This window comes from Streptosporangium amethystogenes (genome assembly GCF_000721075.1).
GTDB lineage: Bacteria > Actinomycetota > Actinomycetes > Streptosporangiales > Streptosporangiaceae > Streptosporangium > Streptosporangium amethystogenes.
On the sequence record NZ_JOEQ01000001.1, the window covers coordinates 80,680 to 106,863 of the forward strand.

General features: G+C 69.1%; 26 protein-coding genes. 8 read left to right on the forward strand and 18 right to left on the reverse strand.

What is annotated here, in order from left to right; translation table 11 throughout:
• Window positions 1-178: 178 nt before the first annotated feature.
• From IG98_RS0100375 to rocD, 3 genes are all read left to right on the forward strand, one after another.
• A complete protein-coding gene (locus IG98_RS0100375; protein WP_030903905.1) occupies window positions 179-676 on the forward strand; it encodes an Lrp/AsnC family transcriptional regulator in 498 nt (165 codons plus the stop codon).
• Between the two features lie 125 nt (window positions 677-801).
• Entirely contained in the window at window positions 802-1,596 is a 795-nt protein-coding gene (ddaH, locus tag IG98_RS0100380) for a dimethylargininase (protein WP_030903907.1), read from the forward strand.
• Window positions 1,597-1,639: 43 nt separating this feature from the next.
• Window positions 1,640-2,851, forward strand: a complete 1,212-nt coding sequence (gene rocD / locus IG98_RS0100385) for an ornithine--oxo-acid transaminase (protein ID WP_030903909.1) — start codon at window positions 1,640-1,642, stop codon at window positions 2,849-2,851.
• Window positions 2,852-3,082: 231 nt separating this feature from the next.
• On the opposite strand, the gene IG98_RS0100390 is transcribed toward rocD, so the two are convergent.
• A complete protein-coding gene (locus tag IG98_RS0100390; protein WP_063766148.1) occupies window positions 3,083-4,642 on the reverse strand; it encodes an alkaline phosphatase D family protein in 1,560 nt (519 codons plus the stop codon).
• Window positions 4,643-4,900: 258 nt separating this feature from the next.
• On the opposite strand from IG98_RS0100390, the gene IG98_RS0100395 reads away from it, so the two are divergent.
• Window positions 4,901-6,184 (forward strand): Glu/Leu/Phe/Val family dehydrogenase, encoded by a 1,284-nt coding sequence (locus tag IG98_RS0100395; protein WP_030903914.1) that lies wholly within the window; start codon window positions 4,901-4,903, stop codon window positions 6,182-6,184.
• A 25-nt stretch (window positions 6,185-6,209) separates the two neighbouring features.
• On the opposite strand, the gene IG98_RS0100400 is transcribed toward IG98_RS0100395, so the two are convergent.
• The 3 genes from IG98_RS0100400 to IG98_RS0100410 are packed head-to-tail and all read right to left on the reverse strand — an operon-like array spanning window position 6,210 to window position 8,452.
• A complete protein-coding gene (locus IG98_RS0100400; RefSeq protein ID WP_030903916.1) occupies window positions 6,210-7,100 on the reverse strand; it encodes a Gfo/Idh/MocA family protein in 891 nt (296 codons plus the stop codon).
• A gap of 48 nt (window positions 7,101-7,148) precedes the next feature.
• On the reverse strand, window positions 7,149-8,093 hold the full coding sequence (locus IG98_RS0100405; RefSeq protein WP_030903919.1) for an NAD-dependent epimerase/dehydratase family protein: 945 nt from the start codon (window positions 8,091-8,093) through the stop codon (window positions 7,149-7,151).
• A gap of 14 nt (window positions 8,094-8,107) precedes the next feature.
• Entirely contained in the window at window positions 8,108-8,452 is a 345-nt protein-coding gene (locus tag IG98_RS0100410) for a YrdB family protein (RefSeq protein WP_030903921.1), read from the reverse strand.
• 113 nt (window positions 8,453-8,565) lie between these two features.
• On the opposite strand from IG98_RS0100410, the gene IG98_RS0100415 reads away from it, so the two are divergent.
• Window positions 8,566-9,264 (forward strand): TetR/AcrR family transcriptional regulator, encoded by a 699-nt coding sequence (locus IG98_RS0100415; RefSeq protein WP_030903923.1) that lies wholly within the window; start codon window positions 8,566-8,568, stop codon window positions 9,262-9,264.
• On the opposite strand, the gene IG98_RS50025 is transcribed toward IG98_RS0100415, so the two are convergent.
• Window positions 9,253-9,696: an ATP-binding protein gene (locus IG98_RS50025; RefSeq protein WP_157594090.1), complete on the reverse strand. Its 444-nt coding sequence runs from the start codon at window positions 9,694-9,696 to the stop codon at window positions 9,253-9,255. The two genes, IG98_RS0100415 and IG98_RS50025, sit on opposite strands and share 12 nt — an antisense overlap.
• Before the next feature lie 187 nt (window positions 9,697-9,883).
• Between IG98_RS50025 and IG98_RS48275 the strand changes: the two genes are divergently transcribed.
• Window positions 9,884-10,096: a DUF397 domain-containing protein gene (locus tag IG98_RS48275; RefSeq protein WP_084195047.1), complete on the forward strand. Its 213-nt coding sequence runs from the start codon at window positions 9,884-9,886 to the stop codon at window positions 10,094-10,096.
• A gap of 144 nt (window positions 10,097-10,240) precedes the next feature.
• Here the strand turns inward: IG98_RS48275 and IG98_RS0100425 are convergent, their stop codons facing one another.
• The 6 genes from IG98_RS0100425 to leuA all read right to left on the reverse strand — a co-directional run bounded on the left by IG98_RS0100425 (window position 10,241) and on the right by leuA (window position 17,699).
• Window positions 10,241-10,792: a hypothetical protein gene (locus IG98_RS0100425; protein WP_030903926.1), complete on the reverse strand. Its 552-nt coding sequence runs from the start codon at window positions 10,790-10,792 to the stop codon at window positions 10,241-10,243.
• A gap of 257 nt (window positions 10,793-11,049) precedes the next feature.
• Entirely contained in the window at window positions 11,050-12,333 is a 1,284-nt protein-coding gene (locus tag IG98_RS0100430; RefSeq protein WP_030903929.1) for an FAD-binding protein, read from the reverse strand.
• Window positions 12,334-12,574: 241 nt separating this feature from the next.
• On the reverse strand, window positions 12,575-12,889 hold the full coding sequence (locus tag IG98_RS0100435) for an SSI family serine proteinase inhibitor (RefSeq protein WP_084195048.1): 315 nt from the start codon (window positions 12,887-12,889) through the stop codon (window positions 12,575-12,577).
• 702 nt (window positions 12,890-13,591) lie between these two features.
• Window positions 13,592-14,095, reverse strand: coding sequence for a MarR family winged helix-turn-helix transcriptional regulator (locus IG98_RS0100440; RefSeq protein WP_211263852.1), 504 nt, complete (start codon window positions 14,093-14,095; stop codon window positions 13,592-13,594).
• Between the two features lie 13 nt (window positions 14,096-14,108).
• Window positions 14,109-15,788 (reverse strand): FUSC family protein, encoded by a 1,680-nt coding sequence (locus IG98_RS0100445; RefSeq protein WP_030903935.1) that lies wholly within the window; start codon window positions 15,786-15,788, stop codon window positions 14,109-14,111.
• 198 nt (window positions 15,789-15,986) lie between these two features.
• The gene (gene leuA, locus IG98_RS0100450; protein ID WP_030903938.1) at window positions 15,987-17,699 is read right to left on the reverse strand and encodes a 2-isopropylmalate synthase; all 1,713 of its coding nucleotides are present in this window, start codon (window positions 17,697-17,699) and stop codon (window positions 15,987-15,989) included.
• 294 nt (window positions 17,700-17,993) lie between these two features.
• Here leuA and IG98_RS0100455 point away from each other — a divergent pair, with 294 nt between their 5' ends.
• Window positions 17,994-18,239: a DUF2630 family protein gene (locus IG98_RS0100455; protein WP_030903940.1), complete on the forward strand. Its 246-nt coding sequence runs from the start codon at window positions 17,994-17,996 to the stop codon at window positions 18,237-18,239.
• Here IG98_RS0100455 and IG98_RS52280 read toward each other — a convergent pair.
• The 7 genes from IG98_RS52280 to urtA all read right to left on the reverse strand — a co-directional run bounded on the left by IG98_RS52280 (window position 18,233) and on the right by urtA (window position 25,536).
• Complete coding sequence (locus IG98_RS52280; RefSeq protein WP_051751294.1) at window positions 18,233-19,303, reverse strand: hypothetical protein; 1,071 nt, start codon at window positions 19,301-19,303, stop codon at window positions 18,233-18,235. The two genes, IG98_RS0100455 and IG98_RS52280, sit on opposite strands and share 7 nt — an antisense overlap.
• Window positions 19,300-20,673, reverse strand: a complete 1,374-nt coding sequence (locus IG98_RS0100465) for a transporter substrate-binding domain-containing protein (protein ID WP_051751296.1) — start codon at window positions 20,671-20,673, stop codon at window positions 19,300-19,302. The genes IG98_RS52280 and IG98_RS0100465 overlap by 4 nt, the downstream gene beginning before the upstream one ends.
• 113 nt (window positions 20,674-20,786) lie before the next feature.
• Window positions 20,787-21,476: an urea ABC transporter ATP-binding subunit UrtE gene (gene urtE, locus IG98_RS0100470; RefSeq protein WP_030903948.1), complete on the reverse strand. Its 690-nt coding sequence runs from the start codon at window positions 21,474-21,476 to the stop codon at window positions 20,787-20,789.
• Window positions 21,454-22,212 carry an urea ABC transporter ATP-binding protein UrtD gene (gene urtD / locus IG98_RS0100475; RefSeq protein WP_030903950.1) on the reverse strand — a complete coding sequence of 253 codons (759 nt, stop codon included), beginning with the start codon at window positions 22,210-22,212 and terminating at the stop codon, window positions 21,454-21,456. Before urtD ends, urtE begins: the two co-directional genes overlap by 23 nt.
• A complete protein-coding gene (gene urtC, locus IG98_RS0100480) occupies window positions 22,209-23,318 on the reverse strand; it encodes an urea ABC transporter permease subunit UrtC (protein ID WP_030903953.1) in 1,110 nt (369 codons plus the stop codon). Before urtC ends, urtD begins: the two co-directional genes overlap by 4 nt.
• Window positions 23,315-24,181 (reverse strand): urea ABC transporter permease subunit UrtB, encoded by an 867-nt coding sequence (urtB, locus tag IG98_RS0100485; RefSeq protein WP_030903954.1) that lies wholly within the window; start codon window positions 24,179-24,181, stop codon window positions 23,315-23,317. The genes urtC and urtB overlap by 4 nt, the downstream gene beginning before the upstream one ends.
• Window positions 24,182-24,300: 119 nt before the next feature.
• The gene (gene urtA / locus IG98_RS0100490) at window positions 24,301-25,536 is read right to left on the reverse strand and encodes an urea ABC transporter substrate-binding protein (RefSeq protein ID WP_030903956.1); all 1,236 of its coding nucleotides are present in this window, start codon (window positions 25,534-25,536) and stop codon (window positions 24,301-24,303) included.
• Window positions 25,537-25,867: 331 nt separating this feature from the next.
• Here urtA and IG98_RS0100495 point away from each other — a divergent pair, with 331 nt between their 5' ends.
• On the forward strand, window positions 25,868-26,170 hold the full coding sequence (locus IG98_RS0100495; protein ID WP_030903958.1) for an urease subunit gamma: 303 nt from the start codon (window positions 25,868-25,870) through the stop codon (window positions 26,168-26,170).
• Window positions 26,171-26,184 lie beyond the last annotated feature (14 nt).

Genomic DNA, 26,184 nt, shown 5'->3' on the forward strand with positions numbered 1-26,184 from the left:
GTCAGCTGTCCGGCGGCTTTTCCGTTCATCACCTGACTGGACGGTCAGGCGCACGGCGACACGGATTCACCACGGGGCGCCCCCGGCCGCCGCCGAACACGGGCGGACCGCCGCCCGCGAGCGCGGACGGACCGCTCGCCGTGAGCCTGGACGGACCCGAAGCGATATACAGGTCAGCGTGGAACTGGACAGGCTGGATCGCGACATCATCGGGGCGCTCGTCGAGGACGCCCGAGCCACATACGCGGAGATCGGACAGCGGGTGGGCCTGTCGGCGTCGGCGGTGAAACGCCGGGTGGACCGGCTGCGCGAGACCGGCGCCATCACCGGGTTCACCGCCAGGGTGGAGCCCGCGGCGCTCGGCTGGACCACCGAGGCCTACGTGGAGCTGTTCTGCGCGGGAAAGACCTCGCCGTCGGAGATCGGGGTGGCCATCGGTCGCCATCCCGAGGTGGTCTCGGCGTGCACCATCACCGGCGAGGCCGACGCGCTATTGCACATCAGGGCGACCGATGTGCGGCACGTGGAGAGGGTGATCGAGCGCATCGCCTCGGAGCCGTTCGTGGTGCGGACCAAGAGTTCCATCGTGCTCTCCCGGCTGATCGAGGCACCGCTGATGACCTCGCGCGGCGAACCGTTCATCGCCCCACACAACGAATCACCGTTCATTGCCTGAAGCGCGCAAGAAACCCGCGTCAGAACGCAAGAGCAAGCTCTTGGCCTGCGAGAACACCGTTTCCTAGGCTGATGTCGCCGCCACTGGGCCGGCATTTCACCACGACCTTCGATACGGGGTTATTCATGACGAGGCACTACCTCATGTGTCGGCCCGACCACTTCGCGGTTGAGTACGCGATCAACCCGTGGATGCATCCCGAGGCCGGTGCCGACCGCGAGGTGGCGATCAGGCAGTGGGAGGCGCTCAGGAGTGCCTACCTGGGCCTGGGTCACCGGGTCAGCCTCATCGACCCGGTGGAGGGCCTGCCGGACATGGTCTTCGCCGCCAACGGGGCGCTGGTGGTCGGCGGCCGCGTGTACGGCGCGCGGTTCACCCACCCGCAGCGGGCGGCCGAGGGACCCGCCTACCTGGGGTGGTTCGTCGACAACGGCTACCAGCGGGTCCACCAGGCGACCTTCACCAACGAGGGCGAGGGGGACTTCCTGACCCTCGACCACCTGGTGCTGGCCGGCACCGGCTTCCGCACCGCCATCACCGCCCACGCCGAAGCCCAGGAGTTCCTCGGCCGGCCGGTGGTCACCCTGCAGCTGGTGGATCCGCGGTTCTACCACCTGGACACCGCTCTCTTCCCGCTAAACGGACACAACGTGGCATACTTCCCAGGGGCCTTCTCTCCTGGAAGCCAGGAGGTGCTCCGCGGCCTCTTCCCCGACGCCATCATCGCGAGTGAGGACGACGCCTCCGTGCTGGGTCTCAACGCGGTCAGCGACGGCACCAACGTGGTGATCAATGCCGAGGCCGCCGACCTCCAGCTGGAGCTCAAGCGCCGGGGCTTCGAGGTCATCCCCGTGGACCTGTCGGAGCTCCGCAAGGCCGGGGGCGGCCCGAAGTGCTGCACGCTGGAGATCAGGGGATAGTGCCGGGCGAAACGGCCACGGACCTAGGAGGGGCGGATACCGAATGACCAGCACGGACGACTTCATCGAACTGAGCGAGCGCCGCAGCGCTCACAACTACCATCCCCTGCCCGTCGTGATATCCGAGGCACAGGGTGCCTGGGTGGTCGACGTGGAGGGCAGGCGGTTCCTGGACTGCCTGTCCGGTTACTCCTCGCTGAACTTCGGGCACGGCAATCCGAAGATCATCTCAGCGGCCCAGGAGCAGCTGTCCAGGCTCACCCTGACCAGCCGGGCCTTCTTCCACGACCAGTTCGCCACCTTCGCCGCCGGGCTGGGCGACCTCACCGGCAAGGACATGGTCCTGCCGATGAACACCGGCGCCGAGGCCGTGGAGACCGCGATCAAGGTGGCCCGCAAGTGGGGCTACGAGGTCAAGGGGGTGGCCGCCGGGCAGGCCAACATCATCGTGATGGAGGACAACTTCCACGGCCGCACCACCACGATCGTCAGCTTCTCCACCGACCCCGACGCCCACGACGGCTTCGGCCCGTACACCCCCGGCTTCAAGGTCGTGAAGTACGGCTCCGTCGAGGCGATCCACGAGGTCATCGACGCCAACACCGTCGCGGTGCTGCTGGAGCCCATCCAGGGCGAGGCCGGCGTGCTGGTCCCGCCGGACGGGTACCTCACCCAGGTCCGCGAGCTGTGCACCGCGGAGAACATCCTGATGATCGCCGACGAGATCCAGTCGGGTCTGGGCCGCACCGGCGACACCTTCGCCTGTGACCACGAGGGCGTCGTCCCCGACATCTACGTGCTGGGCAAGGCCCTGGGCGGCGGCGTCGTCCCGGTCTCGGCGATCACCGCGAACGAGGACGTGCTCGGTGTGATCAGGCCGGGGCAGCACGGCTCCACCTTCGGCGGCAACCCTCTCGCCTGCGCGGTCGCGAACGCGGTCATCGAGATGCTCGGCACCGGCGAGTACCAGGCGCGGGCCAGGGAGCTCGGCGAGGTCATGCACGAGAGGCTGCGCGGCCTGATCGGCCAGGGCGTGGTCACCGTCCGCGGTCGCGGCCTGTGGGCGGGCATCGACATCGACCCGTCTCTGGCCAGCGGGCGTGAGGTCTCCAAGGCGTTGATGGCCCACGGCGTCCTGGCCAAGGACACCCACGGCTCGACCGTCCGTCTCGCCCCGCCGATCGTGATCTCCGAGGAGGACCTCGTCTGGGCGATCGATCAGCTCGGCGCCGTCCTCGCCGAGCTGGCGGAGTGAACCACCGGCCCTGACGGGCCCGTCCCCTGGTCCCCGGCCGGGGACCAGGGGACGGCTCCCAGCGGCTGGTGTTTTTCGCGGAAGTAACCTTGCCCCCTCCACCAAGCCGTCAAGAGCGGCGAGGATCGGGAGCACACTCTCCACGTGGAGACCGAATCCGCCTCCGAAATGGACGCTCTGTGGGCGTGACACTCCATCATGATCGTTAAGCGGCCGTTCAACACCGGCCTCCTAGATCCCCTCCAGCTCCACCGTGGTGATCTCCGAGACGTCGGTCCCGGTGGCGGTTTCCCAGCGAACCGACGTGGGGGTGGTCTCCAGGGACAGCATGGCCACCGCGTTGGAGAACCACGGGCCGTTGGTGATCCGCCACCCGAAGGGCGCCTTGGGAATCTTGGCCAGGCGGGAGAGCGAGCGTCCGATCAGGCTGGCGACGCCGAACTGGGCGACGATGTTGGCCAGGCGGAGCGTGCGACTCAGCGGGTTGCGGATCGGCGAGCAGACCAGCTGGTAGATGGGGAGCCCGCGTGCCTTCGAGACGTAGGAGTAGTGCACGTCTCCGGAGAGTATGATCACCGGCCTGCCCAGCCCGGCCAGCAGCCTGGACAGGTCCTCGAAGGAGCGCCGGAAGGCGGCCCAGTGCTCCAGGTCCAGCCCCTGGCGCAGCGCCTCCGACCAGCGGGCCACCCTGGCGCCCCAGGCCCCCTGCGCCAGCGCCTCGTTCCAGTTCTGGATGTGATGGATGCCCGCGGGAAGCAGGAACGGCACCGAGGAGCCGATCACGTAGCGCTTCGCGCCGTCCCTGTGGAGTTGCTCGGTGAGCCACTCCCACTCCACCGGGTCGACCATGCGCCGGTCCTCTGGGGTGAGCCGGCGGGAGCAGCGGGAGTCGAGCATGATCAGGCGGGTGTCGCCGAGGTCGCGGGCGTAGCTCCACCGGCTGTCGGCGGGTACGTCGTAGGCGTGCTCGGCGAACGCGTCGAGGACCTCCCCGCCGTCCCCCTCGGCCGCGCACACCTTGCTGAGCAGCTCGTCGGCGGCGCGCTCCGCCGGCGACATGTTACCCAGGTGCTGGTAGACCCAGTACGCGCCGATCCCGGAGATCACCCGCTGCCGCCACCACGGGACGTGCTCCATCTGCTCGCGCCAGGTGCTGGAGGTGTTGAAGTCGTCGCGCAGGTCGTGGTCATCGAAGATCATCGCGCTGGGCACCGTGGAGAGGATCCAGCGGATCTCCGGGTCGGTCCACGCCAGGCGGTACAGCTCGGCGTACTCCTCGAAGTCGGCGATCTCCTTCTTCGGCTCGCTGTCCCTGCGGTTCCCGATGAACTCCAGCATCTGGGCGGAGGGCTCGTCGGCATAGACCTGGTCGCCCAGGAGCAGCAGCAGGTCGGGCCAGCGGTCCTCGGGCGCCTCCATCAGGGTGCAGCCGTACGCGCGCAGCACGTCCACCCCGTGGGAGATCGTGTGCAGGGGGTCGTGCGGCACGCTGGTTCGGCAGGAGCCGAACATCACCCGGTCCGGCCCGTCGGGGCCGAGCAGGCGGATGCGGCTGGGCGGCTGGTCGGGCAGCGGCCACACGGTCTCGGCGCCCAGACGCACCTGGTAGGTCCCGCCGCCCACCACGTCCACGATCGCGTAGTGGTGACCGTGGACCGTGAACGTCCGGGCCTGCGAGCTCACGCCACCGACCTCGACCGTCACCTCGCACGGCTCGCTCGTCTCCAGCCATACCGAAGCGCTCGTCTCATCGACGTAACGCAGCATCGGTCCGACCACAAGTTCCGGCACGTTCATCCCCTCAGTCACCGCACGACGGCGGGAATCCTTTACCGGAGCCCACCAGATCCATACTTTCCCCTGAGATTGCCCAGAGACGCGGACAGATAACAACGCACCATCCGGCCGCGGTGGCGCGACCAGGCCTCGGAGCGGTCACGAGAACGAAACACTGCCCGTCCCCGCAGGCAAAAAAGCACACCTACTCTGATCGTGACCATCTGCCCCGGGCGGAGCAAAGGCGCTCCGCTCACCGTACGGAGGTTTCCCTTGAGGACGCTCACGGTGCCGTCGACGACGCCGGCCACCACCGCTCCCGTCAGCCCTGGCCGGCAGGCTCTCGACTCCGCGCTCTTCCAGCTCGACCAGGCGGCCGACCGGCTGGATCTGGACGACAGCCTGCGCGCCATGCTCGCCACTCCACGCCGCTCACTCACCGTGTCGGTCCCGGTCCGCCGCGAGGACGGCCGGATGGACATAGTGCAGGGTTTCCGAGTACAGCACAACATCACCCGTGGCCCGGCGAAGGGCGGTATCCGTTTCCACCCCCGCACCGACGTCCACGAGGTCACCGCGCTGGCCATGGGGATGACGTGGAAGTGCGCACTGGCCGGCATCCCGTACGGGGGCGCCCAGGGCGGCCTCTCGGTGGACCCCGCCTCGCTGAGTACCCGGGAGCTGGAGCGGGTCACCCGCCGCTACGTCAACGAGGTGCTGCCGATCGTCGGCCCCGAGCGGGACGTCCCGGCCCCCGAGGTCGGCACCGACGGGCGGACCATGGCCTGGATCATGGACACCTACTCGGTTAACGCGGGCTACCCGGTGCCCGGCGTGATGACCGGCGGATCGGCGACCTGCGGCGGCGCGGCGGAGCGGGCGGAGGCCACCTCACGCGGCGTGTGGTTCGCCACCCTCAGAGCCCTGCGCGGCTCTCCCGGAGGCCGTACCGTCGCGGTCCAGGGCTTCGGCAAGGTCGGCGCCCCCGCCGCGCGCCACCTCGCCGACGCGGGCGCTCTGGTGGTCGCGGTCTCCGACAGCACCGGGGCCGTGGTCAACCGTTCGGGCCTGGACGTCGACGGTCTGCGGGCGTGGTCGAAGGAGACCGGTGGAGTGCGCGGCTACCCGGAGGCGGACCCGCTGTCCCACGACGACCTGATGGAACTCGACGTGGACGTGCTCGTTCCCGCGGCTCTGGAGGGGGCGATCACCGAGGAGAACGCCCCCCGGATCAGGGCCGGCCTGATCGTGGAGGGCGCCAGCTGCCCCACCACGCCCGGGGCGGACCGGGTCCTCGCCGACGCGGGTGTCACGGTGGTCCCCGACATCCTGGCCAACGCGGGCGGTGTGATCGTCTCCTACCTGGAGTGGCTGCAGGAGGCGCAGGCTCGCTCCTGGAGCGCGCGCGAGGTGGACGCGAGGCTCCGCGGCCTCGTGGAGAACGCGTTCGACACAGTCGCGGCGGTCTCGGCCGAATGCGGGATCACCCTGCGCCAGGCCGCCCACGTGATCGGCGTCGGCCGGGTCGCCGAGGCGCACCGCTCGCGCGGACGCTGACCCCGGAGCCGCGCCCCGTCACGCGCTACCGCGCCGCGGCGGTGACGATTTCCTCGCAGATCGCGTGGGTGGCCAGGGCGTCGGCGGCGTCGACGACGGTGCCGGAGCGGACCGCGTCAAGGAACTCCAGGCAGACCTGCTCGATGCCCCGCTGCCTGGAGACCGGGGTCCAGTCGCCCCGCCTGGTCAGGGTCTCGGCACCGGCGTGGTCGGTCACGTCGGCCAGGTTGACCACCCGGCGCTTGGCGCCGCCGCCCATGACCTCCACACTCTCCTCCGACAGGCCGCTCACCCTGTTCATGATCCCGAAGGCGGTGAAGCCGTCCCCGGAGAGCTCCAGCGTCACGTGCTCCAGCAATCCCTCCCTGACCCGGGTGCGGACGACGGTGTGCTCGACCTCGCCCGGCACCAGGAACCTGAGCGTGTCCACGACGTGAATGAAATCGTCGTAGACGACGGTCCGCGGGTTGTCCGGAAGGCCCGCACGGTGCTTCTGTATCACCACCAGGTCGCGGGGAAGATCGCGCAGAGCGGTATAGGACGGCGCCCTGCGACGGTTGAAACCGACGAGCAGCGACCGCTCGCTCTCCCGCGCGAGCCGCACCAGGCGCTCGGCCTCGGCGAAGGTGTAGGCGATCGGCTTGTCCAGGTAGACGTGGACGCCGGCCCGCAGCAGCGGCTCGACGACCCCTCCGTGCGCCTCCGTCGCGACATGCACGAAGGCCGCCTCGACCCCCGCGCCGAGCACCTCGTCCAGCGAGGAGAACCGGCGTTCGACCCGGTAGGCGTCACCGAGGCGGTCGAGCGTGGCACGGTCGCGGGTGCACAGGTGCAGGTCGAGGCCGGGGGTCGCGCCGAGGACCGGCAGGTAGGCCTTCTGTGCGATGTCCCCGAGGCCGATGACAGCGATCTTCATGCTGAGAGCGTATGTCGCGCCCCCCGTGCCGACGCACACGCCGTACCCCTATGCCGCCGCGGCCAGGCGGTCGCGCCACCACGCGATCGTCGCGGTCAGCGCCTCGTCCATCGGGGTCGGCGCGATGCCGAAGGTCTCCTGGAAGTCGGCCGAGTCCAGGACGAAGGGCCGGACGAACTGGTAGCGCAACTCCTCCAGCTCACCGAGCATCGGGGAGAAGGTCCCGGCGGCGCGCAGCAGCCAGTGGGGCATCGCCCTGACCCCAGGATCGGGGATTCCGGCGAGCGCGCACAGCCGCCCGGCGACCTCGCGCACCGTCATCGGCTCGTTCGTCGGAACGTGCCACGCACGGCCCCAGGCCCGGTCGCCCTCGCCCGCCGCGACCAGGGCCCGCGCGACATCGGGCACGTACGTCCAGCTGTGCGGCTGCGCGGGGTCGCCGATGACGCGGACGGTCCGGCCCGCCAGCAGCTTGGGGACGAGCCTCTCCCCCAGGTGCGACTGGTCCAGGCAGCCGGGGCCGAAGTAGTCGGACCCGCGCACCTCGGTCACCCTGACCCGGCCCGCCTGGTGCGCGGCCAGGGCCTCCTGCCACATCCGGACCCGCACCTCGCCCTTGGCACTGGGCGGGGTCAGCGGGTCGCTCTCCCGCATCGGCCCGGTGGGCGCGGCGTAGACGTAGAGGTTGCCGAGGATGACGTATCCGGCGCCGGTGGCCTCGGCGGCGCCCAGCAGCGACGCGGCGAGCGGCGGCCAGTCACGCGCCCACCGGTGGTAGGGCGGATTGACGCAGTTGTAGAGGACCGCGGCGCCCCTGGTCAGGGCGGTCAGTCCCGCGCGGTCGCTCGCGTCGGCGGAGACCCTGCGGATGCCCGGCAGTTCGGGTCCCGAGCCCGAGCGGCTGACCAGGACCACCTCGTGTCCCTGTCCGGCCAGCAACCGGGCGACCTCGGAGCCGACCTGACCGGCTCCCGCGATGACGTGCTTGGCCATGATGGTTCTTCCTTTCACTGGTTCCAGAGAAGCCGCAGCGCGGCGTTGACGACGAAGACGGCGGCGAAGGCGATCCCGGGGACGACGCGGCCGGCCATGACCAGCGCCGCGGCGCCGCCGCCGAACCAGAGCACCTCCAGGACGGCGCGGGCGAGACCGGTGAGCGGGATCGTCGCGCCGTTGGCCGCACCGAAGATCGCCCAGACCGCGATGAACAGCGCCGGTCCGCCGAGACCGAGGAGCAGCTTCACCGGCCAGTTCGAGCCGGTGACGAAACCCCAGTAGCCGACCGAGGCCAGCACGCCCAGTTCCAGCAGGAACATGACGAGCAGGTTGGCGTTCTTGGCCAGGGGGATCATGGAGGCTCCTCAGAGATTGCCGTTCCGTTCTGAGAGCAATGCTCTCGCTAAAGAGCACCGCTCGTCAAGAGCGGTGCTCTCGTTTCTTTCCAGTGCTCTGATATGGTCACGACATGAGTTCGAGCCGCACCGCACGCGAGAGGGTCAGGGCCGAGCTGACCCGCGAGATCACCGACGTCGCCCGCGAGCAGCTGGTCGTCGACGGCGCGAGCGGCCTGTCCCTGCGCGCGGTCGCCCGCGAGCTGGGTATGGCCTCCTCCGCGATCTACCGCTACTTCCCCTCCAAGGACGACCTGCTCACGGCCCTGATCATCGACGGCTACAACGCCCTCGGCGAGGCCGTGGAGAACGCCGACGCGGCCGTCCCGCGCACCGATCACACGGGCAGGTGGTTGGCGGTCTGCCACGCCGTACGGGACTGGGCACTGGCCCACCCGCACGAGTACGCCCTGCTGTACGGCTCCCCCGTCCCCGGTTACCAGGCCCCGCAGGACACCGTCCCCGCCGCGATCCGCGACACCGTCGTCTACGGCCGGATCGTCTCCGACGCCCACCGAGCCGGAGCCCTGAACCCGCCCGGCGACCACCCGCCCGTCCCGCCGTCCTTCCGCGAGGACGCCGCACGCGTGCGCGAGCTGATGCCCGGCGTCCCCGACGACGTGATCGTCCGCGGCCTGATCGCCTGGACCGGCCTGTTCGGCTGGATCAGTTTCGAGTTGTTCGGCCAGTTCAACAACGCGATCCTGGACCGCGCCGCGGCCTTCGACCACACCATGCGTTGCCACGCCCGCACCCTCGGCCTACCCGCCTGACATGTCACGACTTAGCGGCGAGTGGTAACGCCTTTGGGTGATCATCATGTACGACGGCGGGGCACTTACCCCGAATGAGCTCGCCGCGATCCGGTTACCGGACGAGGAGTTGGCCGGGTGGGCGTTCGTCGCACCGGCGCGGGTGGAATCGCTGGTGCACCAGACCGTACGGCCCAGGCTGCGACCGTGCTCGCGGGTTCCCCATTCAAGGGAGATCTCACCGACGATCAGCAGTCCTCGGCCGTCTTCAGCATCTGCTTCTTTTCGGACATGAGGTCCTGAAAATATTGAACCAGGGTCATTAACCTCCACATAGACGATTTCCATCGTCGCACTGAGGGTGAGACCGATGAAGTCACCGACCTTGGAATCGGAATGCTTGATCGAGTCTGTTACCAGCCCGGAAGTCGCCAGTACGATGTCGTCGATCACCGGATGATCAGGACCGAGCCATTCGCGCACTTCAGAGCGGGCTCGTGAGATGGATTCACGAACGCTGGGCAGATCGACGCCGCCGAGAACCCTCGGCTCCGGAGTCGTCGCTCAGATACGAGGGGATTCGTTCCGAAGCACTGTCCCAGCGCGAGTCCCTAGAATTGATCAAGGAGACGACGCAGCGATGGACGAGTTGACCCAGGAACTCAACACTGCCGTCTGGCGCAAGTCCTCCCTATCAGGACCCGACGGCGGCAACTGCGTTGAAGTTGCCGAATTGTCCGGCGGTCGTAAAGGCGTCCGAGACAGCAAGAATCCAACCGGTCCCGCGCCGGTCTTCACCACCGGCGAATGGGACGCGTTCGTCAAGGGCGTGAAGAGCTGCGAATTCGACTGACCGCTCCCCCTGTTTCCGAGGTTTCGCCGGCGTGCACTCGGCACGAGCATCGGATCCTGCCTCTCTCCCCGACGGGGCGGCCCACGATCCCTGAGACGTGCTACGGCCCCGCGGTGACGATCATCGCGGGACCGTCGACGACCTCTACCGGGAGAACACCTTCTGCACGGCACCTCGGATGACCTCGCCCGGGCGTTGCTGCTCCCCGTGCAGGGAGGTGAGGACGATGAGTGAGCCGGTGACGGCGGGAAGGACCCACTGCAGGACGCGCAACTGCCGCTGCGCGTCGGCGACGTCGTCGGGAGTCTCCTTGCCGGGCTTCACCGCGCCCTCCACCGATACGTCACCGGCGTCCGCGAGCTTGGCGCCGAGCACCCCGGTGTAGGCGGCCGCGGCCACTGCCGCGGCGGTCAGCGCACCCTTGGCCACGGTGCTCGCCACCACCCCCTTCTGGTGCGCCAGACGTTTCCTGTTGGCCACCAGCAGGCCGACCGAGCCGATGAGATAGGTGCCGATGCCCGCCGCGCTGATCGGCGCCCATCGCGCCCAGCCGGCGTTGGCCACCCGTAGCCGCTCGTTCCTGTCACTGACCACGGAGGCGGCGCCGTTGAGGCCGACCGCGCCCATCAGTGAGCCCCCGAACCAGGCGGCCAGCCCGACATCGTGCATGGCGCGCACAACCGTGTTGCGTTTCATGCGTTTCCCCCTCGCCACAAGTGATCTCTATGGTGGATATCGCACTGCTACCACTGTGATGGGAGTTAACTACCCGGATCTTGTTATACGACCCGCTTGTAGGCTGATGTCCAGATCAAGGTTGAGGAAGCGACCGGTCAGGAACCGGGATCAGGCCGGACGCAGTCCGACCTCGACGTTGCCCGGCAGCGCCTCCGCCTCCCCACGCTCGGCCCTCGGCGAATCGCCGGTACCGGGAGCCGGAACGGTAAGAGCACTCAGCATGGAGAATTACCCGCGAAGAGGCGATCGTTCACAAATGGGTTGCGGAACTTGCCCGTGGGGTCGAGGTCGGCGGCCAGCCGCCGAAAGTCCGGTAGCCGGTCATAGCGGGACGCCAGGCGCTCGGGGCCCATCAGGAAGAGCTTGCCCCAGTGGGGGCGGGCCTCGAAGGGCTCCAGCAGATCCTCGATCACGCCCAGCACCCGACGCACCGCGGGCCAGTCCTTCTTCCAGGTGAAGTGGACCGCGACGACGTCCTGGCGGTAGGAGGGACTCAGCCACAACTCGTCCGCCGCGACGGTGCGGATCTCCGACACCTGCAGGACCGGGGACACGACGTCCCTGACCCCGTCCAGCGCGCGGAGCGCGGCCAAGGCGTGACGGCGCGGGAGCAGATACTCCGACTGGAGCTCCTCCCCGCTGCTCGGGGTGAAGTCCAGGCGAAAGTGCGGCAGCCGGTCGTACCAGGGGCCGGGCACCCCCAGTTGCGCGGTGCAGTTGACGGCGGACAGTCCCGGCAGCGGGTGCCGGTCGGCCGGGGCGGCTGTGGCGTCCAGCCAGCGCGACACCGGCTCCCACGGGACGGGCTCGCCGGTGTGCCGCTTCACCCACACCTGGTCGATCACCGGGCCGTTCCATCCGGTGAACATGCTCACGCTGTATCCGGCCGAGGTGATCTCCTCGAAGTGCTCCTCAAGACGCGCCCAGGGCAGGTTCTCGTAGACGTGCTGCCGCACCTCGAAGGCCGGGACGACGTCGAGGACGACCCTGGTGACGACCCCCAGCGCGCCGAGCCCGACAACCGCTCCCGCGAAGCGGTCGCCGTCCCGCTCCCGGCTGAGGAAGGTGACCTCACCGTCGGCGGTGACCAGTTCGAGGCCGGAGACCGCGGTCGCCAGGTTGCCGTTGGTGTCGCCCGAGCCGTGCGTGGCCGTGGCGCAGGCACCGGCGACCGAGATGTGCGGCAGCGAGCCGAGATTGTGCAGCGCGTAGCCCGCACCGTGCAGATGGCGGCTCAGCTCGCCGTATCGCACGCCGGCGCCGACCGTGACCGTGCCGCGTGCCGGGTCGAGTTCGGGCTCACCTGGCAGATCCTCCAGCGAGACGAGGTCACCGCCGGGGCGGTCGGCGATCTCGTTGAAGGAGTGCCGGGTGCCGAGTGCCCGGACGGCGTCGCTACCGGCGACCAGTTCCTGGAGCTGCTCCACACTGCCGGGGCGGTGGAACCGCGCGGCGCCGTAGGTGATGTTGCCCGCCCAGTTCAGCAGCCGTCCGGTCACGTCGTACCCTCTCCACGCCTCGCGCCAGGCCGTGCACGGCGGATGCGCGCCGCACACGGGTGGCCATGCGGGGGCGCGACAACGGCATCGCCGCCCCAAGGGTATTTCAGGTTCGTACGGCGGCGGAACGCCCCACCACCGTACGAGCCGATGTTCCAGAGATCGGGCCACCGTTTCATGGCAGGCGGCACGATCCTCTTCGGGCGCCGGCGGGTAGGGACTCTCCTCTCCCTGCCCCTCCCTAGAAGTCGAAGACCGGACCCGTCGCGGCGTGCATGTCGCACTCGTTACTGAAGGTCCGCCGGTACTGGATGTACTGGCCGTCCCACATACCGGTCGCGCTCGCCGTCACGGGGTCGTAGATCCGCGGGCACCCCATCCACGACGGCCTGACCCGGGCCGGGTCGCCCTGCGCCGGGTAGAGCGCCGCACACGCGTCCGCTGCGCGCGGGTGCGTGCCGTAGACCGGCGAGCAGCTGAGCTGGACGCTACGGGTGTCCTCCCTGCCCACGATGGTCAGCGAGAGATCTCTGCCCAGCGGTACGCCCACCGTCACGGGCCACTGCGGAACCGGGCGCGGCGGCCACGGAGTCGGCCACGGCGGAAGCGGCCATCCGGTCGGCCTTGGCGGGAACGGGCGCGGCGGCCACGGGGTCGGCCATGGTGGAAGCGGGGTCGGGCGAGGCGGGAACGGCTGGCCCCACGTGCCGGGCGGCCACGGGAGCGGAGGTCGCGGAGGTGAAATGATCGACCCGGGCCCCGGAGGCAGCGGCCCAGGCCCCGGAGGCATCGGTCCCGGAGGCATCGGCGGTCGGGGGGGCAGCGTGATCGATCCGGGCCCCGGAGGCAGCGGCCGCGGCGGCCACGGAGGCGGATCGGCGATCGGCCGGCCCACGGCCGGGTCGGGTCCGCGGCCCGGTGGTTGCGGCAGCGCGTCCGCGGCAGCCGTCGCGCCGCTGAGAAGGACGAGCCCGGCGGTGGCCAGGCCGAAGATACATCGCATGAATTCCCCCGATGAATACGAATTTCGTACATAGCCGAAAATGTCGCTTTCGGTTTGTTCGGGGGGAGCGAATTACACCCTGAGCTGCAAAAATGCTATGTCGCTAACGATGGGGCACCTCGGAATGACTCGCCGTGGAATGCCATGAATTCACCAGTTTGGAGAGGCCACGGTCGTCGATCGAACCTGGTCCGTACCGCCGGTCACCGCTGCGGAAGCGGAATGCCAGGTGACGGCGCCCGCATCGGCGCACGTTCAGAGCGCACGGACGCCCGGCCGTCCCTCCAGCAGGAGGAGCAGCTCGCCGAGGAGTTCCGCCAGCTCCCGTTGCCGCTCCACGGCCAGGCCGGCCAGCAGCGACGCGTCGTAGTCGACCTGCTCGGGGAGCATCCGGTCGATGAGCGTACGGCCCTGTCCGGTGAGTGAGAGGTGGGACACCCGCCCGTCCCGGTCGTCGGGGCGGCGGGCCACCAGTCCGCGCTCCTCCAGGAACCGTAGCCGCTTGGTGACGGCGGCGCCGGAGGCGAAGGTCTCCCTGGCGATCTGGCTGGGGGTGAGCTCTCGATCCAGCCGCCGCAGCGCGCCGAGGATGTCGAACTCGGACCGGGTCAGACCGTGCTCGCGCAGCGGCGCGTCGGCGGCCTGCTGGATCAGCAGGAAACAGCGGTTGAGGCGGCCGATCACGGCCATCGGCGCGGTGTCCAGCCCCGGGTGGACGCGCTGCCACTGGCGCATCACCTGCGCGACGATGTCCTCCACGCCCCCGCTTCCCTCACTCGTTGATCGACTTCGAGGCGACTCTATCCCGGACGGGTCCCCTCAGGCGCGCGAGCGTACGGTGGCCCTCCTGCTCGGCATGGGCGATCTGTTCCGCCGGCAGCACGCGCTGCCACCACTCGCCGGCGGCGACCTCGGCGGCCTCCCGGAGTTCCACCAGGGCGGCAACGAGCAGGCCACATGCCCGGGAGATGTCGCCGGGGCCTGCGGAGCCGCTCTCCAGCAGGTGTCCTGCCCCGGCCCGGGTGACGGCCACCCGGCGCAGGGCGGCGTCGATCCGGCCTGCGGTACGGCGGTTGGTCACCAGCAGGCAGCCGAACAGTCCTGCCGCGACGCCCACGCAGGTGTCCAGCCAGCGGTCGGCGATCAGCTGCCCGGCGGGCTGGTATCCGGAGAACTCGGTCAGCAGAAGGGCCATCGGGGTCACGCACACCGTGCCGAGCCAGTAGTTACGGGTGATCAACGCCTCGGCGCAGAACTGGAGGAAGAGCACCAGCAACACCAGCGCGAGCTGCCCGATGCGGCTGATCGGCAGCAGCAGGGTGAAGGCGAGTAGTCCGAACACGCTGCCGAGGGCACGCTGCAGCGCCCGTTGCCAGGACAGCATGGCGTTGGCCTGGAAGACGGAGGCGGCCATCACGACAGCCCAGTAGGGGTGACCGACCCCCAGCGCCATCGAGGTCAACCCGGCCAGCGCGGAGCCGACGGCGACCCTGATCCCGATCGGGAACAGCGCGGAGGCCGGGTGGAACGCCCGCAGCACGCTCGGCCCGCGGCTCCGGACGGCCCGTTCCATCGCGATGCCGGTCAGCTCGGCGGCCTCGTCCTCGGTGAGGCTCATGCGGGGCAGCGGCCGGTTCCGGCGCAGGTCGGTGGCCCAGCCCGTCAGCCGGGCGGCCTCGGTGGTGAAACCTGTCGCGAGGGTCTCCTCGGCGTGTACCAGCAGGCGCTCCAGCGCGCCGCGGTTCGGGCTCGCGGGCACCGGCAGGAGAGCGCGCCAGGCGGCGTTCACCGCCGCGGCGGCGTCGTGGCGGGCCCCGGGTATCGGAGTGATCCGCGCCGGGGTGTCGCCGGTGGGCGTCGCGTGCGGGAGCCGCGCGACCGCCTCCAGCGCACGGGCGACGGCGATCCGCTGGGGACCCTCGGGCCGGACGAGCGCCGGAGTCATACAGACCAGCCAGGCAAGGAGGGCGCCCAGCACGGCGAGCACCAGGTGGAAGGGCACCTCACTGAGCCGCTGGGGGATGAAGGCACAGGTCGCGGCCATGAAGGTGAAGATCAGATTCCCGGGCGGGCCGATCCGGGTGGCGTCGCAGACCACCTTGTGCAGGGCGGCCAGCACCGCGGACACGATGATCAGGATCGCGGTGGACCGGGTGAGACCGGATGCGACGAGCGCCACCCCCACCCCGCCGATCATGCCCAGCGCCACCCAGATCAGGCTGCGCGCCCGCGCCGCGTACGGCAGGCCGTGCCCGTACAGGGCGCACATCGCCCCGGCGGAGGTGTAGACCGCCAGATCCAGCCGGCCCGTGGCCAGAAGGATCAGGTCGGGGATCGCCAGCGCGATGACCGCGCTGAGCGCGTGCTTGTGCCAGATGTCGCCGAACCGGCCGAGCCGGAACACCCCCCTCAGCGGCAGTCGCCGCGTCCGTCCGCCCGGCTGTTCCCTCATGATCCCCGTTCATATGATTAGCAAGTGTTTTACTTGTAAAGTATATGACGTCAGGACGACCGGTTTCCCCACCGCCCGGCCACCTGCTGAGACGACTCGACCGCGCGTCCGCGGGTTACGCGGGAGGCGCGGTCGAGTAGGCGACAGGTGACCTTGTGGGTTCTTGTCGGGCGTTGCCCCGGCGGGTCGTGCCGAGGGCTAGCGGCTGGCGCGGTTGACCGCGGAGATGACGGCCTTGAGCGCGGCGGCGGTGGTGTTGGCGTCGATGCCGACACCCCACAGGGCCTGGCCGGCGATCTCGCACTCGATGTAGGAGGCGGCCTTGGCGTCGGTGCCGGCGCTCATGGCGTGCTCGGCGTAGTCAAGGACGCGAACCTCGACGCCGACCCTGGCCAGGGCCTCGCAGAAGGCGGAGATGGGGCCGTTGCCGACACCCTCGATCTCCCGGATCTCCCCGTCGATCCGCAGATCGGCGCTGATCGCGTCCTTCTCGTCGCCCTGGGAGACGGTGCGGTGGGCCAGCAGGCCCAGCCGGCCCCACGGACCGGCCTCGTTCGGCAGGTACTCGTCGGTGAAGATCTCGAACATCTGGGCCGGGCTCACCTCGCCGCCGAGAGCGTCAGTGCGGCTCTGGACGACGCGGGAGAACTCGATCTGCAGGCGGCGCGGCAGGTCCAGCTGGTGGTCGGCCTTCATGATGTAGGCGACCCCACCCTTGCCCGACTGGCTGTTGACCCTGATGACCGCCTCGTACGTACGGCCGATGTCCTTGGGGTCGACCGGCAGGTAGGGGACCGCCCAGGTGAACTCCCCGACCGGGACGCCCGCGGCGGCCGCGTCGCGCTCCAGGTGCTCGAAGCCCTTCTTGATGGCGTCCTGGTGAGATCCGGAGAAGGCGGTGTAGACCAGCTCGCCGCCCCACGGATGGCGCGGGTGGACGGGCAGCTGGGTGCAGTACTCGGTGATCCGACGGATCTCATCGATGTCGGAGATGTCGACCTCCGGGTCGACGCCCTGCGAGAACAGGTTCATGCCCAGCGTGACCAGGCAGACGTTGCCGGTGCGCTCGCCGTTGCCGAACAGGCAGCCTTCGATCCGGTCCGCCCCGGCCAGGTAGCCCAGCTCGGCGGCGGCGACGGCGGTGCCCCGGTCGTTGTGGGGGTGCAGGGAGAGCACGATCGAGTCGCGGTAGGCCAGATTGCGGTGCATCCACTCGATCTGGTCGGCGTAGATGTTGGGCGTGGACATCTCGACGGTGGCGGGCAGGTTGACGATGACCTTGCGGTCGGGGGTGGGCTGCCACACGTCGTTGACGGCGTCGCAGACCTCCACCGCGTACTCCAGCTCGGTGCCGGTGAAGGACTCCGGGGAGTACTGGAAGTAGATCTCCGTGTCGTCCATCTCGGCGGCCAGCTTCTTGCAGAGCTTGGCGCCCTCGACCGCGATCGCGGTGATGCCCTCGCGGTCCTGGCCGAAGACGACCCTGCGCTGGAGGGTGGAGGTGGAGTTGTACAGGTGGATGATCGCCTGCTTGGCCCCACGCACCGATTCGAAGGTCCGCTCGATCAGCTCGGGTCTGGCCTGGGTCAGGACCTGGATCACCACGTCGTCGGGGACCAGGCCCTCTTCGATGATCTGCCGTACGAAGTCGAAGTCGGTCTGGGAGGCGGCGGGGAAACCCACCTCGATCTCCTTGTAGCCCATCTTCACCAGCAGCTCGAACATCTTGAGCTTGCGGTGGGCGTCCATGGGGTCGATCAGCGCCTGGTTGCCGTCACGCAGGTCGACGGCACACCACCGGGGTGCCCGCTCGATGACCTTGTCGGGCCAGGTCCGATCGGTCAGCCGGATCGGCGCGAAGGACTCGTAGCGCTTGAACGGCATGGGGCTGGGTCGCTGCTGCGGATACATGCAAAGGCTCCTCGACTGGGAAAACAATCGTGGCCGACACGCATGGCTCGCTCCGCGACGAGGGAGCCGGCCTCTACAGGCCCTCGTCGCGGCAGCTAAGAAGCAGCCCGCGCAGCATGCACAGCACGCTACCAGACGGCTTCGAATGCCCGAGCCCAGGTCTCACATGGCGGAACTCGAAGATCTCCGGAATTCCGTCCGAGGAAGGGCACGCGACGCGAACCACACCACCGCCACCGGCTCGGCTTCCGACGGTACGGTCACCAGAGGAGAACTCTGACAGGGGGAACTGCCATGCGGGACATCGACATCCTCGCCCACATCAACGAGCTCATCGCCGAGGAGCGCGAACTCCGGAAGAGACTGACCTCGCACTCGATCTCCTCACATGAGGAGAACAACCGGATCCAGCAACTGGAGGAGGCTCTGGACCAGGCGTGGGACCTGCTCAGGCAGCGCCGGGCACGCCGCGAGTTCGGTGAGGATCCCAACTCCGCCGCGCCCCGCCCGATCGACGAGGTCGAGGACTACCGTCAGTGACCGCCCGCCCCGAAGGCCCCTGCCGGGGTCGGGGTAGGGGTCGGGGTCGGAGTAGGGGGCGGTGAGACGGGAGCGGGTTCGGCGGCCGGGCGGCCCTCGCAGCGTGAATCGGCCGGGGTCTGCCGCGAGACCGGGGCGAGCCAGGAGATCACGCTCTGTTCGACGTACCAGCCGTGCAGGTTCGCCCATGTCCTGGGCACCTCGCCGGGGTCGGGGCAGAGCACCTTCGACCGAAGCCGCTCGTTGGAGATGAAGCTCACCGCACCGTCGCGGTGCAGGACCGTGGTCATCAGGTCGTCACTGGCGACCATGTAGCCCACGAGCACCTCGGAGGACTTCTCCCCGGTGATCTCCAGGGCGATCAGCGGGAGGATCGGCGCCCTCATCACGACCGCGCCGACCAGGAACGGGGTGAACACCGCCATCGCGATCGCGATGCCGTGGGTCAGCACCCTGGCCGACGCCGCGGGCACCGGGCCGGTCAATAGCGGCACGCACACCGGGGGAAGCGTCAGCAGGATCGCGGTCGCCACGTCCCGCTCGGCGAACGCGGTGACGATGGCAGGCCACAGCAGCACGTACGACAGCACCGCGGCGATCAGCGGCAGCGCGTAGCAGAACGTGGTCCGCAACTCCTCGTGGGCCGGGAACCGCTCGCGCACGGTCAGGCCCGCCAGCGCGAGCGACAGCATCATCAGCGTGGGCAGGAAGCGCAGTTGCCAGGTGCCCACGCCCACCATGACGGCCAGGGCCGCGACCCAGCCGGGTAGCCGCCGGGCCGCGCGCACCAGCCATGAGGAACGGCCCGTGCTGATCCAGTAGAGGGTGCCGAGGAGCCGGCCACCGACGACGACGACGGGCAGCACCCACACCGTGGTCAGCAGGATCGCGCTCAGCATGCCCAGCGGGCTGATGGTCTGCACGAGCAGGAGCAGCGTCTGGGTGTCCTGCCGGCTGGCGTACCACAGCCGCATCACCAGCAGGACGATCGGGAACACCGGCAGCAGTGTGAGGAACCACTCCTGGTTCCTCGGCGCGTCCCTGACCCGCCTGTCGGTCTTCAAGGCGCGGAGGGACAATCCTGGAGAGGGAGGGTCCGCTCCCACGGCCAGCGGCGCACCGGCGGGGGAAGCGCGCACGGCTGCTCCGCCTGGGCCACGTTCACTCCGGGGTTGGCCTTCAGCAGCGGCTCGATGTGGGTCTTGTACGCCTCCTCCCAGCGCTGGTTCTGCGGGTCGGCGTAGGAACGGTAGAGCGCGAGGTCGACCAGGGTGCGCAGCGCGGCGTTGGGCCCCGCGTTGACAGCCCACATCTCCGTCTTCTCCAGCGCGATGTCGTGGTGGCGCAGGTTCCTGTCCTGCGCGACGAACCCGGCCAGGAGTGCCGCGTCGGTGGTCACCGCGTCGATGTCGCCCCTCCGGAGACGCTCCACGCATTTGCTGATCAGGCCCTCGGCGATGGGGTTGCCCTTTATCGCCTTGCTCAACTCGACCAGGGAGGTCGAGGTCCCGAGCGAGCAGACCTTCCTGCCCTCAAGCTGCCCCAGGGAGGCGACGTGTTCGTCCTGGTAGTCGGATCTGGTCACCACCGACTGCTCGGTGAAGAGGTAGGGCGTGGAGAAGCCGACGGAGGGGTCCGCCTTGCGGTCGGACGTCACGCTGAAGGTCGCCACCACGAGGTCGACCCTGACGAATTCCCCGTTCCCGTTCCGGGCCTGCATGCGCGCCCTGTCCTCGGTCTCGATGGACATGAACTCGACCTGGTCGCGCCGGAAGCCCAGATCCGCCGCGATCATGTAGGCGATGTCGATGTCGAAGCCCTCGAAGCCGCTCCCGTCCTTTGACCTCAGGGCGATACCCGGGGTGTCGTCCTTCACGCCGATCCGGAGCCTGTCCTTGCTGAGGAGTCCCGCCTTCTCCCGCAGCTCGGCCTCGGTGAGCGGCCCGTTCACCCATGCGATGGACACCCCGACCACGACCGCGGCGACGACCAGCGCGATCCAGGCCGTCAGCCGGAAGCGGCGGAACCCACGCCTGGCGGGCGTCCCCGGCAGATCGATCCGCGCCCCGGGGTACGCGTCCTCGAAGGACCGCACATCCTCGGGCCGCGGGTCACGGCCGTACCTGTCGTCGTCCCACCGGTCATGCTCGTACCGCTCGTCGAACCGGCGCTCATGACCGTATCTGTCGTCGTCCCACCGGCCACGCTCGTGTCGGCCGTCGAAGCGCCGCTCACGGTCATGCCGGTCGTCGGACCACCGGTCACGATCGTCACCGGGCGATCCGCCGGTCTCGCCACCGGGTCGCCCCTCGCGCCCGTCGTCGGCCGGCCTGCCGACCTCGCGGCCGGGCTGGCGGTCGGAGTGACCGTGATTCCCGGAAGGGTCCGGTGTCCCCTCCGCTCGCGTCCCCCCGTCCGCAGGTTCCTCCGCCATGACACCCCCGGACTCCCTTTTTGCTGGGTAGGTTATGTCGCCATCGCCCGCAGCGGGAGGTTCTTCATCAAGAAGAGATCAAATATGATCTTCTTGATATGAAATAGTGCGGTTCACACGGCAAGAAGGCGGTGAATTTCCTCCCCGCGCAATTCCTCCACCGCCCCCGAATGAGCGACGTGCCCGGCGTCGAGGATGAGAAAACGGTCGGCGAGGCGGAGCGCCAGGTCCAGATACTGTTCGACCAGCAGGAGCGACAGGCCGGAGGCGTGCAGCCGCTCGATCGCCTCCTCGATCTCGATGATGATCGAGGGCTGGATGCCCTCGGTGGGCTCGTCCAGGATGAGCAGCCTGGGCCGGGTGACGAGCGCGCGGGCGATCGCGAGCTGCTGCTGCTGTCCGCCGGACAGGAATCCGGCACGCCGCTTGAGCAGCGGCTTCAGGCGGGGGAAGGTCTCCAGCGCCTCCTCCAGCGCCTCGGCCGGGCCGCCGGAGGCCTCCAGTGTGACCTGAAGGTTGCCCAGCACGCTGAGCTGAGGGAAGGTCTCGTGCCCCTGGGGGACGTACGCCATGCCGAGCCGTACCCGCTCGTGCGGCGGCAGGCGCGTCACGTCCCTGCCCTCGAAGGTGACCGAACCCGCGGTGGCGGGCAGCATGCCCATCACGGTGTTGAGCAGGGTGGTCTTGCCCACCCCGTTGCGGCCCATCACGCACACCAGTTGCCCTGGCTCCACCCGCAGGGAGACCCCGAACAGCACCCGGGCCCTGCCGTACCCGGCGTCAAGATCCTGTACTGACAGCATCGCCGCGTTTCCTTCCGAGATAGACCTCCTGCACGCGCGGGTCGTCGCGGACCTGGTCCACCGAGCCCTCGATCAGCACCTTGCCCTCGTGCAGGACGGTGACCTGCGAGGCGTACCTGCGCAGGAACTCCATGTCATGTTCGATCACGATCACCGTGTGGTCGTCGGCCACGGATGTCAGCAGCTCGCCGGTCCGTTCCCGCTCGTCCTTCGACATCCCGGCCACCGGCTCGTCCAGCAGGAGCAGCTTGGGGCTCTGGGTGAGCAGCATGCCGATCTCCAGCCACTGCCGCTGCCCATGGGAGAGCACCCCCGCGGGCCGGTCGGCCAGCTCCCGCAGACCCGTGGTCTCCAGTGCGTCGGCGACGGCCTCGGAGATCCCGCGCCTGCGCCGGGTCAGCGACCAGAGCGGGCGCCGGAAGGAGGCCGCCAGGTCGAGGTTCTCCAGCACCGTGAGCTCCTCGAAGACCACCGAGGTCTGGAAGGTGCGCCCGACGCCGAGCCTGACGATGCTGTGCTCGCGCAGGCCGGCCAGGCTGCGGCCGTCGAAGACGACCTCGCCGGTGGTGGGACGGGTGAGGCCGGTGATGACGTCGACGAGCGTGGTCTTTCCCGCACCGTTGGGGCCGATCAGAAAGCGCAGTTCCCCCTCCTCGACGGTCAGGTCGATGCCGTCGATGGCGCGGAAGCCGTCGAAGACCACCGACAGCCCGCGTATCTCGATGATCGGGCTCATCCGACCTCCTCCATGACTCTCCTGCCGGAGGCGTCGTCCGTGGGCGGGGGTTTTGGGGCCGTGGGGCGTCTCGGCCGCCGGGCCAGGGCGTCGCGGGCCGACGCCGCCAGGCCGAGGATCCCCTTGGGGGCCAGGGTCATCACCAGGATGAACAGCTCGCCCTGCAGGTAGAGCCAGCCGTCGGCGAACTGCTCGCTGAAGGAGGTCTTGGCGTACCCCATGACGACCGCGCCGAGGATGGCCCCGGCGAGGGCGAACCTGCCGCCCACCGCGACCGCGACGACGAGTTCGAGCGAGGGGACCACCCCCAGCAGCGCGGGCGAGATGATGCCGACCACCGGCACGAACAGGGCGCCCGCCAGCCCGGCCATGCCCGCTGAGATCGCGAAGACGACGGTCTTCACCCTGGCCGGGTCGTAGCCGAGGAACCTGACGCGGTCCTCGCCGTCCCTGATCGCGACGAGCAGCCGCCCGAAGCGGCTGCCCACCAGCTGGCGGGCACCGAGGTAGAGCAGCCCGGTGACGATCGCGACCACGAAGTAGAGCCCGCGCTGGGTGGAGTCCGCGGCCAGGTCCTGGCCGAACAGGTCGAAGAAGTTGGTCAGACCGTTGGTGCCGCCGGTCAGGCCCTGCCGGCCGACGAGCAGGATGACGAACGCGGCGGCGAGCGCCTGGGTGAGAATCGCGAAGTACGCGCCGCGCACCCGCTGGCGGAACACCAGCAGGCCCAGCACGGCGGCGATCAGCATCGGCCCGAGTACCACCATGGCCAGTGCGAACACCGGGTTGGCGAACGGTTTCCAGAGCGCGGGCAGCTGCTCGACCCCGCTCCAGATCATGAAGTCGGGCAGGTCTCCCTGGGCGTCCACCAGCTTCAGGTGCATGCCCATCGCATAGCCGCCGAGCCCGAAGAACACGCCCTGGCCGAGGACGAGCATGCCGCCCTGCCCCCAGGCCAGGCCGATGCCCAGGGCGACGATGGCGAAGCAGAGGTACTTGGCCAGCAGGCCGAGGCGGAACGGTTCCAGCACCAGCGGTGCGACGACCAGGGCGAGCACGGCCACCGCCGCGAAGAGCCCCGGCCCCTTGAGGCGGGTGAGATTCAAGTGAGCGCCCTCGATCGGAGTACGAACAGGCCCTGCGGACGGAACTGGAGGAAGGCGATGATCGCGGCGAACACGATGACCTTCGCCAGGCTGGCGTCGCTCCAGAACTCGGCGTAGGAGTTGAGCAGGCCGAGGCCGGCGGCGGCGATGACGGCGCCGCGCAGCTGGCCGAGCCCTCCGGCGACGACCACCAGGAAGGCGTCGACGATGTAGTAGGTGCCCAGCGCCGGGCCGACGGGGCCGATGAGGGTGAGCGCCACCCCGGCGACCCCGGCCAGCCCCGAGCCGATGAAGAAGGTCCGCTGGTCCACCCGGGCGGTGTTGATGCCGCTGACCGCGGCCAGCTGCCGGTTCTGCATCACGGCCTGCATCCGGCGGCCGGCGCCGGTGCGGTTCATGTAGGCCCAGATGCCGATGACCGTGGCGACGGCCAGGCCGAAGATGAACAGCCGGTTGTACGGCAGGGACGCGATGCCGCCCTGTAGCCAGGTGGGTGCCTGGACCTGCACGTTGGGCGCCCCGAACAGGTCCCGGGCGAGTTGCTGGAGCACGAGGCTGACGCCCCAGGTGAGCAGCAGGGTGTCGAGCGGACGGCCGTAGAAGTGCCGGATCGCGGCCCGTTCCAGGATGAGCCCCATCAGCCCGGCGACCAGGAAGGCGACGGGCAGGGCCACGATCACCGCCATCCGGCCGGTGAGGTCCTGGAGCAGGTAGGCGGTGTACGCCCCGGCCATGATGAACTCGCCGTGGGCCATGTTGATCACGCCCATCTGACCGAACGTGAACGTCAGCCCGAGGGCGATGAGGAGCAGCACGGCGCCGATGGACAGGCCGATCGGGAGCTGGTTGAGAAAGGCCTCCACCGAAGGTCCCCTTCCTACGAGTGTGTGGCTCCGGAGCAGGGCCGCGCCGCGTCGTGGGCGCGCCACGGTACTTTCCGTGATCTGGTCACGGCCCGGCCCGGAGCCGGTCTTGAGAGGGGTCAGCCGGTGGCCAGGCCACTCGCCCAGGGGTAGCCCTTGAGGTAGGGGTCGGGCTTGATCGGCTCACCGGAGTTCCAGACCTCCTTGATGAGACCGTCGGGCTGGATCACCCCGATCCTGGCCGTCTTGTACATGTGCTGGCTCTCACCGTCGATGGTGACGAGGCCCTCGGGACGGTCCAGCGCGATGCCGCCCGCCGCCTTCCTGACCGCCTCGACCTCGACGCTGCCGGCCTTCTTGACCGCCTCGGCCCAGAGGTAGACGGCGTTGTATCCGGCCTCCATCGGGTCGGAGGTCACCTTGTCCGCGCCGTACTTGGCCTTGAACGCGGCGACGAACTTCTCGTTGGCCGCGTTCTCGGTGGTCTGGTAGTAGTTCCAGGCGACGGGGTGGCCGGCGATGTTGTCGACGCCGATGCCCTTGACCTCCTCCTCGGCGACGCTCACCGACAGCACGGGCATCTTCTCCGCGGTGACCCCGGCGCTGTTGAGCTGCTTGAAGAAGGCGACGTTGCTGTCTCCGTTGAGGGTGTTGAAGACGGCGTCCGGCTTGGCCTGGAGGACCTTGTTGGTCAGCGTGCTGTACTCGGTGTGGCCGAGCGGGGTGTACTCCTCACCGAGGATCTCCATGTCGTTCGCCGCCGCGTACGCCTTGATGATCTTGTTGGCGGTCCGGGGGAAGACATAGTCGCTGCCGACCAGGAAGATCTTCTTCTTGCCCTGTTCCTTCAGGTAGTCAAGGCCGGGGATGATCTGCTGGTTGGTGGTGGCGCCGGTGTAGAAGATGTACGGCGAGCTCTCCAGGCCCTCGTACTGCACCGGATACCACAGCAGGGCCTTGCTCCGCTCGAAGACCGGCAGCATCGCCTTGCGGCTGGCGGAGGTCCACCCGCCGAAGGTGGTGGCGACCTTGTCCTGGCGGATGAGCTTGGTGGCCTTCTCCGCGAAGGTGGGCCAGTCGGACGCGCCGTCCTCCACCACCGGGACCAGCTTCTTGCCGAGCACTCCCCCGGCGGCGTTGATCTCCTCGATGGCAAGCAGTTCGGCGTCCCTGACGGTCACCTCACTGATGGCCATGGTGCCGCTCAGCGAATGCAGGATGCCGACCTTGATGTCTCCGTCACCGCCGCTCGCGGCGGCCGCGTCCTTGTTCGCAGGGGCTTCACCGCCGCAGGCGGTCAGCGTCGCGGCCAGCGCCGCGACGGCCACCACTGAGCACCATGCTGTCTTCCTCAATGACTTTCCTCCTTGCCGGTACGGCCCCCGCACCGATCTATCTGCCGCCAAGGTGACTGAGTGAGGTTTCCCGCCTAGTTCGCGGTTGTTAATTGCGGCTTACCGGCATATCACCGCCGTGACAGGATGCGGCGCCGCGAATAACCCCCGGACATTTGTCCCTATAAATCAACAAATTTCGTGACATTAACTTCAGGACGCCTCGGCAGCCTCGCGAGGAAGGCGGCGCCGATGGATGGTTCTTCCTCTTTCGCGCAGCTCGCGTCCTCTGGAAACCGGCATGACATCGACGTGCAACGTCACCGAAACCGCCGGTTCCTATGGTCCGGGAATGCGGCTCACACCACACGAGCAGGAACGCCTGCTCATCCACGTCGCCGCCGGTCTCGCCCGCGACCGCAGATCACGTGGCCTCCGGCTCAACCACCCCGAGGCCACCGCGATCATCGCGTCCTTCCTGATGGAGGGGGCCAGGGACGGGCGGACCGTCGCCGAACTGATGGAGGCGGGGCGCAAGGTGCTCTCCCGCGACGACGTCATGGAGGGGGTGCCCGAGATGCTGACGTCCGTACAGATCGAGGCCACCTTCCCCGACGGCACCAAGCTCGTCACCGTCCACCAGCCGATCCCGTGACCCCAAGGAGCGGT